Origin of the sequence: Roseibium salinum, assembly GCF_026240905.1 — a bacterium.
Classification (GTDB): Bacteria; Pseudomonadota; Alphaproteobacteria; order Rhizobiales; family Stappiaceae; genus Roseibium; species Roseibium salinum.
Window position 1 is genome coordinate 1,657,462 of the sequence record NZ_JAPEVI010000003.1, and the last position, 11,925, is coordinate 1,669,386.

An 11,925-nucleotide genomic window follows, 5' to 3' on the forward strand; every position below is an offset into this window, starting at 1 on the left:
CTTAGGCCCTTTCCCGTCGGTCTGGCGGAACGGAGGATCCGGCCCCGATCCGACCACGCCAGCTCAGCCTGTCTTAGCATGGACAGACCGGCAGGCCGAAGACAATCGCAAGACAACGGGTCCCTGCCCGTCAGCCGCCTTTTTGCACATTTTCAAGGACACGGCCAGCCAGCGGTTTGGTAATCTTCACACGGCCCGCAAGCGCCTCCTGATCGATCGCCTCGACGGCTTGCATGGCCACCTCCAGCGAGCGTTCCATTCGCACGACCAGATAGTCCACCACACCGATATCGACGGCGATCTGCCGGTCTGCAAAGAGCTTTACCAGAACCCGGCGCAGGAGATCGTCGTCCGGTTCCTGAATTTCCACCGGCGTTGCGGCCCGCAGGCGCGACGCAAGGTCCGCCAGCGTGATATTCCAGCTCGTCGGCCAGGTGCGGCTGGTGATCAGGACGGTCTTCCCCGCCTGTGTCGCCGCATTCAGCAAATGGAAAAGCGCCGTATTGTCGACGCCGAGATGGGCATCCTCCACCACGGCTGCGGGTGCTGCCACCAGTTCCTCGACATTGGCTTCCGTGAAGTCCCGGGCGGCAATGACGGCGGCACCCGTTTCTTCCTGGAAGGCACGCACGAGATGGGTCTTGCCCGAACCGACCGGCCCCGCCAGCACGACCACCGGCGAAGGCCAGTCCGGCCAGCGCTCCAGCAACTCGAGCGCCGTGCGGTTCGATACGCCCAGCAAAAAATCGTCCCGGCTGAGCGCGGCCTCATGCGGCAGGTCTAGCGGTAGCTGGCGCGGTGGTTCCGCCATGGTTAAGTACTTACTCTTCGATCGCCGTCGTCGAACGGCTGCTTCCCTTGTATACTGGGCTTGCTAGGTACTGCCTAAGGGCAAAGCGTGCAAGCACGCCAATCATCGCGGAGGCGGGAACCGCCACCAGCATCCCCACAAATCCAAAGAGATATCCAAAGGCGAACAGGGCAAACATCAGTGTCACCGGATGAAGACCCGTACTGTCCCCGACGAGTTTCGGCTGGAGGATATTGCCTTCCAGAAACTGGCCGATGCCGAAAACCGCCGCAACGGCGGCGACCCAGGGCCATTCCGGCCAGAATTGCACCAAGGCGACCCCAACCGACAGCACGAGGCCGACGCCTGCGCCCACGAAGGGAATGAAACTGATCAGACCGGCGCCCATGCCGATCAGCAGGCCGAAATTGAGGCCGAGAACGGCCAGAGAGATCGCGTAGAAAGATCCGAGAATGAGGCAGACGGAGACCTGGCCCCGAACGAAACCGGCAACGGCCGCGTCCATTTCCCGCGCAAGTCCGCGAATTTGGCCCAGGTGATCGCGCGGCAGCCAGCTGTCGATACGCTCGACCATGCGGTCCCAGTCGAGCAGCAGATAAAAGGCGACCACCGGCGTGATCACGAAGAGAGACAGGATCGACAGCAGTGCCTGACCGCCACTCCATACCGATTGCGCAAGCTTGGCGACAAAGGAGGCGCCCTGCCCGACCAGGTCCGACATGGTCGACTGCAGGTCTTCCGGGGTGATACCGGCGGCTGCGGCGAAACGCGATCCGAGTTGTTCGGACAACAGCCCCTGAAGCTGGCGGACAAGATCCGGAAACCTTTCCAGGAAAGCGGCAAGCTGGTTGCCGAGCACCGGCAGCAGCAACATGAAGAACAGCACCAGAATCAGCACAAAGGTGAACAGGATGGACAGCGTCGCCCACATTCTGGCCATTCCCAGCGCTTCCAGCCGGTCACAAACCGGATCCAGCAGATAGGCGACTGCCATGCCTGCGACAAAGGGCAGAAGAACGCCGGAAAACACATAAAGAAAGGCACAGAATACGGCCAGGGACACCAGCCAGAATTGGACCTGACGGCGAAGGGTCATCAAGGGCGCTCCCTAAAACGGATCAAACAACGAAAGTCTGCATTTCCAAGCAGATGGGATCAAACCCGTGTTGCGGTCAAGTGCATCGGGCCGTTTCGTCCCGCTTCACCTGTCAGTCCAGCGCAGTTTTCACGGCAAAGCGCCGGCTGCGGGACCGCTCACCTCTTGTTTTCCGTCGCGGCAGACTGTAAGCCGCGTTGGCACAGCCAAACGCATGCATCTCCGGAGCGTCCCATGAGCCAGTCCACCCCTCCTTCCAACGGCCTGACCTATGCGGCTGCCGGCGTGGACATTGACGCCGGAAACGAACTGGTGAAGCGGATCAAGCCCCTTGTGAAGGCCACCTCGCGGCCGGGCACGGACAGCGATATCGGCGGGTTTGGCGGCCTGTTCGACCTGAAAGGCGCAGGCTTCAGCGATCCGATCCTGGTGGCGGCCAATGACGGCGTGGGCACCAAGCTGAAGATCGCCATCGAGACCGGCCAGCATCGAACGGTGGGCATCGACCTGGTGGCCATGTGCGTCAACGACCTGGTGGTGCAAGGCGCCGAACCTCTGTTTTTCCTCGACTACTTCGCCACCGGCGCGCTGGATGTGGCAACGGCAACGGATGTGGTCGCGGGCATTGCCGATGGCTGCAAGCTGGCCGGTGCCGCCCTGATCGGCGGCGAGACCGCGGAAATGCCGGGCATGTATGTAGAAGGCGATTACGACCTTGCCGGCTTTTCCGTCGGTGCGGTGGAGCGCGGCGCGATCCTGCCGCGCAGGGATGTCGGCGAAGGCGACGTGCTCCTGGGGCTTGCCTCCTCCGGCGTTCACTCCAACGGCTACTCCATGGTGCGCAAGATCATCGAGATTGCCGGGCTCGACTGGTCCGATGCGGCGCCGTTCGAAGACGGCCGGACGCTCGGCGAAGCGCTGATGGAGCCGACGAGGATCTACGTCAAGCCGCTGCTTGCCGCGCTCAAGGCGACCTCCGGCATCAAGGCGCTTGCCCATATAACCGGCGGCGGCCTGCCGGAAAACCTGCCGCGCGTTCTGCCGGAAAACTGCTCGGCGCGGATCGACCTTGAAAAGATCGGCGTTCCGGCGGTCTTCGGCTGGCTGGCGCGTACCGGGGGGTCGCGGAACACGAAATGCTGCGCACTTTCAACTGCGGGATCGGCATGGTCGTCGTGGTCTCTGAAAACGAAGCCGATGCCGTCACCGAAGCCCTTGCCCGCGCGGGCGAGACGGTCAGCCGCATAGGCCGGATCGAAGCGGCGGGCAGCTCCGCCGTCCTCTTCGATAACGCCCTCAGGCTTTCCGCTGGTGCGCCGGCATGACACGCAAGAGAACCGCCATCCTGATCTCCGGCCGCGGTTCCAACATGACCGCGCTGATAGCCGCCGCCATGAATCCGGACTATCCGGCGGAGATCGCGCTGGTACTCTCCAACCGTCCGGACGCCAAGGGGCTGGAAAAGGCCGCGGAGGTGGGTATCGCCACGGCCGTGATCGACCACAGGGAATATCCCGGCGACCGGCAGGCCTTCGAAAAGGCCATCGACACGGTCTTGAAGGAGCACAAGATCGAACTGGTTGCCCTGGCGGGCTTCATGCGCATTCTGACCCCGCTCCTCGTCAATGCCTGGTCGGGCAGGATGATCAATATCCATCCGGCGCTCCTGCCCTGCTTCAGGGGCCTTGCCACACACGAGCGTGCATTGGAGGAGGGTGTCAAACTCCACGGCGCCACCGTGCATTATGTCTCGGCGGAAATGGACGACGGCCCGATCATCATCCAGGGCGCGGTCCCCGTCCTCGACAGTGACACGCCCGAAACGCTCGCCGCGCGGGTACTGGAAGTCGAGCACAAGATCTACCCCAAGGCCCTGGAGCTGGTTGCCCGCGGCAAGACCAAGGTGACCGGAGCGCGGGTGCTGAGCGGCGGAGACGAACCGGACAGCGCTGAACTCATCTGGCCCTGAGCGTGACCTTCCTCCAGGCCGCCGCCACCCGACCTTCAGCGTTTGGGCATGCCTTTGGCACGCATATGGCGTTTTTGCGCGGCGATGCGGAACTGGGCATTGGCGGCGCCGTAGCCGGCGTATGAGCCGCGACGCTCGACGATCTCGAAGAAGAAGCCCTCGCCATAAAACGGACTGTAGAGCTGGAAGTATTCTCCGCCCTGTTCGTCCCGGTCGTAAAGGATGCCGTGGCTCATCAGGTCGTTCAGGAAAGCGTCCTCCAGGCCGAAGCGGGCGTCGAGGTCGTCGTAATAGTTCGGCGAAATGGTGAGTGGCTTGAAGCCGTTTTGCGACAGTGCCGCTGCCGTGGAAAAGATGTCTCCGGTCTCGAAGGCAAGATGCTGCACGGCCGAGCCGAAGTTCTCCATCAGGAAATGACCTGCGAGCGTCCTGTAGTTTTCCGCGCCGTTCAAGGTGATCCGGAAAGAGCCGTCCGAATTCTCGACCGCCTGGCTGCGGACGAGACCGGCGGGGTCCACCACGTCGAGCATCGGCGTCTTCCGGGTGGCGAAGATCGAGGTATAGAACAGCAGCCATGTCAGCATCTGGTCAAACGCCATCGTCTGGGCGAGATGATCGATGCGGGTCAATCCGGCATTCTGCGGGCGGTTATCGTCACCGACGGGGCGGAACTCGATATCCCAGACCCGCGCAAGATCGCTCGATCGGTCGATAAAATGCAAGACGCTGCCGCCGAGACCACGGATTGCCGGAATGTTCAGTTCCCCCGGTCCCACCGGCTGCTCGAACGGATCGGCACCGAGCGCGCGCGCCCGCTCGACAGCCGCTTGTGCATCGGCCACCTTCACGCCGATGTCGCAGACATTGGTGCCGTGCATGACATAGGAGGAATGCGCAAAACCTTCGGGTTCGGTATTGATGACGATATTGATGTCGCCCTGGCGCCAGAGATCGACCTTCTTGGAGACATGCCGGCCGGCACGGGCAAAGCCGAGCGTGTGCAGCATGGCGGCGAGATGCTGCGCCTCCTCAGAACTGGCGGCGAATTCGACGAACTCGATGCCTGAAACCGCCTGCCGGTCGGGCATTGCCGGAACCGGGATCCTGATATCCGGCTCCAGCCGGCGAACCTGATCCATCAGATAGACCAGGGAACGGTGACCGTCGACGGAGATCGATCTTGCCGAACCGCCCCGGAACTGATCGTTGAAAATTTCAAGTGACACCACACGGTCATAGCCGGTCGCGGCAACGGCGCGCATGAAGCCGCTGACGTCAAGATCGCCCTCGCCCGGCATGTTGCGAAAATGCCGGCTCCAGTATAGCGGGTCCATATCGATCCGGGGCGCATCGGCCAGTTGGACAAAGAATATCTTGTCGCCCGGAACCGCACGGATCGTTTCCGGGTCGATCTTCCTGGCCAGCGTGTGGAAACTGTCCAGGATCAGGCCGACATTCGGATGGTCTGCGCGGCGCACGATCTCCCAGGCGTCACGATGGTCGCTGACATGCCTTCCCCAGGCCAGAGCCTCGTAGCCGATGCGAATACCGCGTCCGGCGGCTCGCTCGCCGAGTGCGTGAAAATCGTCGGCCGCGCGGTCGATGCCGCCGAGCGAAATCGGTGACACGTTGGAGCAGATCAGCACGAGATCCGTTCCCAGTTCCTGCATCAGGTCGAACTTGCGTTCGGCACGATCAAAGGCGCGTGTGCGTTGCGGCTCGGGCATGCCCTCGAAATCCCGGAAGGGCTGAAAGAGCACGATCTCCAGACCGTGGTCGCGGACCATCTGTCCGACCTCGCGCGGGCTGGCGTCGAAAGCCAGAAAATCGTTCTCGAAGATCTCGACCCCATCGAAGCCGGCTGCGGCGATCGCTGCAAGCTTCTCCTTCAGGTCACCCGAAATCGATACTGTCGCGATCGCGGTCTTCATCCGGTCTCTCCCATGTCGAGAAGGCGTTGCCGCAAGCCGGCTTCGTCGACCGGTAGGCCCGAGAAATGTTTCCAGGCGTGAACGCCTTGATAGAAAAAGAGTTCCCAGCCTGAAATGATCGACAGTCCGGCCGCTGCGGCGTCCTTCAGGAACTGCGTGTCCGTTGGCGTATAGACCGCGTCGAACGCCCATTCCGCCCCTCGCATGGCCTGGCGCGGCAAGGGCGTGCCCTCATGCCCCACCATGCCGACCGGGGTGCAGTTGATGAGACCGGTGACGCCTTCGGCGGCCTTTTCCGAATTGATCCAGATGGAAATGTCCATGTCGGGGGCCGCTGCCTGCAAGGCATCCGCCAGAGCCTCGGCTTTCGCCGGCTCGCGATCCACGAGCCTGAGTTCCAGGGCTCCGAGGCCGACCAGTCCGAATGCGACGGCGCGGCCGACGCCGCCGGTCCCGATCATCAGGACCGAGCCGGTCGCACTTGATCCGCGGACCATGTTGTAGGCCGACATGAAGCCGGAATAGTCGGTGTTGTGGCCCTGCGGGGTATCTCCTTCGAAAATCACCGTGTTGACCGCGCCGATTGCTCTGACCAGCGGGTTGTTGACCCGCACAAATCTCGTAGCGTGCTCCTTGTAGGGATAAGTGACGTTGATGCCGCGATATCCTTCCTGCGTGCAGCGGTCAAAGACCTCTTCGAAACGGAGGCCGAGGTCGATCGGCACAAGGCGGTCGTAGCGCACGGCAATCCCGTTCTGCTCGCCGGCCAGACGATGCAACATCGGCGAACGGGAGCGCGCTATGTTGTCCCCTATCAGACCGAGTTTCAGGCCGTCCGGTGCGTCCGAGCCGTTGCTCATTGCTTTGCGCTTTCTTTTGGGGAGAAAAGGAGTGCTTTCCCTTTCGCCCAGACAGGAGTTTGCGACACGAAGATCAGCACCACCGACACGAAGAGCACCAGCGACAGCGGGCTCGTCAGCACGCCTTCGAAGAAGCGGCCAAGGTCTTCCCTCTCCGATATAATGGCGCGGCGCCAGTTGTCGTCGAGGAGGCGCGACAGGATTACGCCCAGGATCACCGGCCCCAGCGGATAGCCGTAGTGGCGCATGAAGTAGCCGAAGACACCGAAGCCGATCATCCAGTAGACGTCGGTGATCGAGTTGTTCACCGCATAGGCCCCGACGATCGACAGAAGCATGATCAGCGGGATCAGCACCGATCGGGGCATTTCGACGATCCTGGTGAAAAGGCGGATCCCGGTCAGGCCGAAGAGCAGCATGAAGCAGTTGGCCGTCACCAATGCGCCGACGATGAACCAGAACATGTCCGGTTGGTCGATCATCAGCATCGGACCGGGATTGAGGCCGTGAATGAACAGCGCACCGATCATTATGGCGGTGACCGCATCACCGGGAATGCCGAGCGTCATCATGGGGATGAACGCCCCGCCCACGGCCGCGTTATTGGCCGTCTCCGGGGCAACCAGTCCCTCCATTGCGCCCTCTCCAAACGGGCGCTCGGGGTTCCGCGTCACCCGCTTTGCATGATCATAGGCCATCAGGGCGGCGATATCGCCGCCCGTGCCGGGCAGCGCCCCGATCGTGACGCCTATCGCGGAGGTCTGGAGCGACAGGGGCAAGTGTTTCTTCACGGTGCCGAGCGATGGCACGATGCGGCCGATCTTCTGGCGTACGGCAGCCTTGTCGACATTGTGAAGCTGCTGCAAGGCCTCCGACACGCCGAACATCCCGATCATCACGGCGATGAAGGAAATTCCGCCTTCAAGGATCTGGAAGTCGAAGGTGAAGCGCTCTGAGAACGTCAGAGGATCGCGGCCGACGGCGCCGATCGTGATGCCGAGGGCGCCGGCGAAGATGCCCTTGACCAGGCTCCCCTGCGAAAGCGAACCGACCAGAAGGATGCCGAGGACTGCAAGGAGCATATAGTCGCGCGGCTGGAACCCGAGCGCGAAGTCCGAGACGAGCGGCGCCGCCAGCGCAAGGACGGCGATGCCGACGAAGCCGCCGATAAAGGACATGACGGTGGTGACGCCGATCGCTGTTCCCGCCTCACCGCGCTTTGCCATGGGATAGCCATCGAGCGCCGTCGCGATCGCGGACGGCGCGCCGGGAATGTTCAGGAGGATCGCCGTGCGCGACCCGCCGTAAACGCCACCCATGTAAATCCCGATCATCAGCGAGATGGCCGGATAGACATCCCATGAGAACGTGAAGGAAATCAGGATCGACACGGCCATGGTGACCGACAGGCCGGGAATGGCCCCGACATAGACGCCGGCGAACGTGCCGAGGCCGACAAGCAGCAGGAGTTCCGGCTGCGAAAAGACCGTCAGGAAACCCATAAGTGCCTGCATCATGCACCTCCCCCGTTGAAGAGGTTACGGAAGACCTGAATGAACTCGGCTTCCGGAACGATGCCGGAGGGCATCAGGACGGTGAAGACGATACGGAAAACCAGCCAGACGACTGCGAGGCTTCCGAGCGAGACCAGCAGCGTCCAGGTCCAGTTGCGCCTTGAGAGGATCCGGACCGCGGCAATGAGAAACAGGGCCGAGGTCGGGATGAAACCCAGCGGCTTCAAGAGCAGGCCGTAGGCGATGAGAAAGGCGATGAAGACCAGTACCGTCGCCGGCACAATGTCGCGCGCCAGCGTCTCGTTCGGCACGAGCGGCAAGCGCGCCGTTTTCGCCACCACAATGGCCGCCGTCACCACCATGACCAGGGCCGTGGCCATGGGCACGGTGCCCGGCGCCGACAATGCCTCGAAACCCGAGATGCCATAGGCGCTCCAGAGCAGGCCGAGACTTGCAGCCAGCATCAGCGCACCGAACGCCAGTTCGCCGGGGCGCCGCCGGTTGCCATATCCTCCGGGTGTGGCATCGGACGTGCCGTCATGGTGTTCCGTTTCGATGTGCTGCATGGCGTCCTCCCTCGGCCAGAAACCAAAGGCGCCGCGCTTCGGCTGGAAGTGCGGCGCCGCTGTCGGAAGGCGGTCAGAGAAACCGCCTGTCAGGCAATTACTCGCCGGGGCGCTTGATCCCGAATTCCTCGGGAGAAGCTTTGGTCGCACCCGCATCCTGAAGGAGCCAGGTCGTGCCCTGCTGCCATTTCGCCAGGAACTCCTCGGCCTCCGCGCCCGAGATGCCCATCATCGTGAAGCCACGGTTGTCCATGAGCTCGACGAAATCCGGATGTTTGGCCCCTTCCGCGTAGGCAGCGGACAGCTTGGCGACCACATCGTCGGGCGTACCCTTGACGACGAAGACGCCAAAGAACGGGCCCCACGGCAGATAGGTTTCGTATGCCGAATTGAACGAGGTCACGGCCGGCACGTCGGGCAATTTCTCGTTCGCTGCGACATCGAAGACCGCCAGCGGTTTCATGTTTCCGGCGCGGATGCCTTCGATCGCAGCTCCGAGCACGGCCGGCATCACATCGATGGCGCCCCCCTGAAGAGCCGTGAGCGCCGGACCGTCACCATCGTAGGGCACTGAAATGACGTCGAGCCCGCCCTCGACCGAGTTGATCATTGCAGTGACGACCGACGGCAGGCCACCTGGACCGGTCGCACCGAAGCGCAGTTCACCCGGGTTTTCCCTGATGTGGGCCATCATGCCGGCGTAGTCGTCGAAAGGTGCGTCCTTTTTGGCCACCAGGATCGGCGTTCCGCGTGCCAGCAGGCTAACCGGGATGAAGTCGGAATAGTCCCTGTCGCCAAGACCCATGACCTTGTAGAGCAACGGATTTTCCGCACCCATCAGCAGCGTGTAGCCGTCGGCCGGTTGACCGGCGACATGGTTCAGTGCGATGGCGCCGACGCCGCCGGTCATGTTCTGCATGACAATCGTGCCGCCCAATGCCTCTTCCGCATGGGGCGTTACCGAACGCATCACCGTGTCGGTCGAACCGCCCGCGCCCCACTGGATGATTCCCTGGATTTCCTTGGTCGGATAGTCGGCCGCAAAGACAGTCGACGTCGCGAAAGCCAGCGCGGATACAGCGCCGATAACAAGACGTTTCATAAGGTTCCTCCCATGTCAGATTCAAACGGCTCACTCCCTGAACACCGTTTGCTGCGGAGAGCTTGCTTGAGCGCAGACCTAACGTCAAATACCCAATTCAACGATCGCGTAACATTATGTTAATACCGGTTCCGATCAGTCTTCCCAGTGCATGTGCGCTTCGGCGAGTTCCTTACGAAACCGGCCGATTGCGAATTCCGCGAAATTCGACAGGACACGCCCCTTCTTGCGGACGACGTAAATCGCAATCGTGACGTCCTCGACCAGAGGCTTGCGCACCAGGCCCGGCATGTAGACCTCGGCAACCGAGAATTCGTCGATCAGGGCGACGCCCAGCCCGTGGCGAACGAGGCTGACGACCGTCTGGGCAAAGCGCCCGCGCATGCTGTGCTTCAGAGGAATCCCGGCATCCAGAAACGGTTTGGCGACGATCGCGCCATAGGGATCGCTCGGATCGACCCCGATCAGCGGGTCATCCTTGAGGTCGTGAACCGAAACGCGCTCCTGATCCGCCAGGCGGTGCCCTTCCGGCAGGATCGCGACGATTCGGCCCCGCGCGATTTCATCACTTTCCACTCCCGGGTTGCGTGCGGGGGAGCTCATGATGACGAATTCACCGCGATCCAGAAGCAGGTAATCGAGGGTTTCCTCGATCCTCAAAATATTGAGGTCGATGAAAAGGTCCGGATAGCGTTTGCGCATCGTCCTGATGGCGCGCGCTGCAATGAATTGGGCAACCGATGGCGCAGACGCGAACGCAAGCCGTACGTCCACCCCCTTTTGCAGGGATTCCAGCGCCGACTGGAGGTTCTCGACACCCTTGTAGACCTGCCCGATCTGATCGAAAACGGCACTGGCCTCGAGGGACGGCACGAACAGGCCCGCCTGCCGTTCGAAGAGCCTGATCCCCAGCGACTCCTCGGTGTGCTTGATCAACCGACTTATGCCGGGCGCCGAAACACCGAGATGTTCGGCCGCCCCATTGATGGTGCCCCGCAGCATGACGGCCCGTATGACCTCGATCTGCCGGAGAGTGATTTCACGCATGCACGTCCTCCCGATCCACAATTAACACCATGTTACGACAGGCGAACAGTCGGTAATTGACGTTAAAGCCAGGTGCTTCAAGTCTTACCGACGTCTCACCGGCAATCGAGGATCGTCATGGATGTGAATTTTGCCCCCAGCGCCCGGCATGCCCCGGCAAGAGAGGCCGGATATGACGCGTAAGCTCTCGGTCGCACATCTTTCCGCCATTGATCTTGCGCCGCCCGCGTTCATCGAAGCAGCCGGCGCGGCCGGCTATGACGCCGTCGGCCTCCGGCTCATCCGGGTGACCGATGATACGCCCGGCTACCCGCTGATGGGGCAAGCCCAGGCCCTGCGCGAAACACAATCCGCTCTCAAGAGGACCGGGCTGGACGTCTCGGATATCGAATTCGTCCGGATAACACCCGACTTCGAGATCGAGCCCCTGCTCCCCTTCCTTGACACGGGCGCCGAACTCGGAGCCCGCCACGTGATCGCTGCCCCGTACGATCCGGATCTCGACAGGCTGGCCGACCGGCTGGCAGAGCTGTCCGAAGCGGGACACGCACGAGGCCTGAGCATCGTCCTGGAATTCTTTCCCTGGACCGTGGTTCCGGACCTCGCCACCTGCCGGCAGGTGGTCGAGAAGGCGGGACCTGAGGTCGGCATCCTGGTCGACAGCCTGCATTTCGACCGGTCAGGATCCGGATTTGACGACCTGGCAGGTCTGCCGCCGTCCAGGCTGCCCTTCGCCCACCTCTGCGATGCTCCGGTTCTTCCCGCCTATACGAGCGAGCAGCTCATCGACACGGCACGATCGGATCGCTTGCCGCCGGGCCAAGGCGACATAGACCTCCATCGTTTCCTTGCCGCCTTGCCGGCAGACATCCCCTTGGGACTTGAAGTGCCAATGCGAAACAGCGCGGTCGACCGGGACCTGATCGGGCAACTCCGGCAGCTCAGGGACGCAACGCTCGATCTGCTTGAGACGGTCGGGCACACCTGAAATCTGGCGCCTGAGAAACGCACCGGCGCCTTGAGATGCGC

10 protein-coding genes and 1 pseudogene are annotated in these 11,925 nt (G+C 62.3%); 3 read left to right on the top strand and 8 right to left on the bottom strand.

From position 1 onward, the window contains the following. Positions 1–130: 130 nt before the first annotated feature. Positions 131–811 carry a P-loop NTPase family protein gene (locus ON753_RS12205; RefSeq protein ID WP_265962865.1) on the bottom strand — a complete coding sequence of 227 codons (681 nt, stop codon included), beginning with the start codon at positions 809–811 and terminating at the stop codon, positions 131–133. A gap of 10 nt (positions 812–821) precedes the next feature. After that, positions 822–1,907, bottom strand: coding sequence for an AI-2E family transporter (locus ON753_RS12210; RefSeq protein ID WP_265962867.1), 1,086 nt, complete (start codon positions 1,905–1,907; stop codon positions 822–824). A gap of 234 nt (positions 1,908–2,141) precedes the next feature. Between ON753_RS12210 and purM the strand changes: the two are divergent. Continuing rightward, positions 2,142–3,232 (top strand): annotated as a pseudogene (purM, locus tag ON753_RS12215) (phosphoribosylformylglycinamidine cyclo-ligase). Further along, positions 3,229–3,876 carry a phosphoribosylglycinamide formyltransferase gene (gene purN / locus ON753_RS12220; RefSeq protein WP_265962869.1) on the top strand — a complete coding sequence of 216 codons (648 nt, stop codon included), beginning with the start codon at positions 3,229–3,231 and terminating at the stop codon, positions 3,874–3,876. The pseudogene purM and the gene purN overlap by 4 nt, the downstream one beginning before the upstream one ends. A gap of 35 nt (positions 3,877–3,911) precedes the next feature. On the opposite strand, the gene ON753_RS12225 is transcribed toward purN, so the two are convergent. From ON753_RS12225 to ON753_RS12250, 6 genes are all read right to left on the bottom strand, one after another. Continuing rightward, positions 3,912–5,807 (bottom strand): bifunctional sugar phosphate isomerase/epimerase/4-hydroxyphenylpyruvate dioxygenase family protein, encoded by a 1,896-nt coding sequence (locus ON753_RS12225; protein WP_265962870.1) that lies wholly within the window; start codon positions 5,805–5,807, stop codon positions 3,912–3,914. After that, positions 5,804–6,667 carry a shikimate dehydrogenase family protein gene (locus ON753_RS12230; RefSeq protein WP_265962872.1) on the bottom strand — a complete coding sequence of 288 codons (864 nt, stop codon included), beginning with the start codon at positions 6,665–6,667 and terminating at the stop codon, positions 5,804–5,806. Before ON753_RS12230 ends, ON753_RS12225 begins: the two co-directional genes overlap by 4 nt. Then, positions 6,664–8,184 carry a tripartite tricarboxylate transporter permease gene (locus ON753_RS12235; protein WP_265962875.1) on the bottom strand — a complete coding sequence of 507 codons (1,521 nt, stop codon included), beginning with the start codon at positions 8,182–8,184 and terminating at the stop codon, positions 6,664–6,666. Before ON753_RS12235 ends, ON753_RS12230 begins: the two co-directional genes overlap by 4 nt. Beyond that, positions 8,181–8,747, bottom strand: a complete 567-nt coding sequence (locus ON753_RS12240) for a tripartite tricarboxylate transporter TctB family protein (protein WP_265962877.1) — start codon at positions 8,745–8,747, stop codon at positions 8,181–8,183. The genes ON753_RS12235 and ON753_RS12240 overlap by 4 nt, the downstream gene beginning before the upstream one ends. Positions 8,748–8,844: 97 nt before the next feature. Continuing rightward, positions 8,845–9,849 carry a Bug family tripartite tricarboxylate transporter substrate binding protein gene (locus ON753_RS12245; RefSeq protein WP_265962879.1) on the bottom strand — a complete coding sequence of 335 codons (1,005 nt, stop codon included), beginning with the start codon at positions 9,847–9,849 and terminating at the stop codon, positions 8,845–8,847. A gap of 135 nt (positions 9,850–9,984) precedes the next feature. Continuing rightward, entirely contained in the window at positions 9,985–10,896 is a 912-nt protein-coding gene (locus ON753_RS12250) for a LysR family transcriptional regulator (protein WP_265962880.1), read from the bottom strand. Positions 10,897–11,068: 172 nt separating this feature from the next. On the opposite strand from ON753_RS12250, the gene ON753_RS12255 reads away from it, so the two are divergent. Beyond that, the gene (locus ON753_RS12255) at positions 11,069–11,884 is read left to right on the top strand and encodes a sugar phosphate isomerase/epimerase family protein (RefSeq protein ID WP_265962882.1); all 816 of its coding nucleotides are present in this window, start codon (positions 11,069–11,071) and stop codon (positions 11,882–11,884) included. Positions 11,885–11,925: the final 41 nt, after the last annotated feature.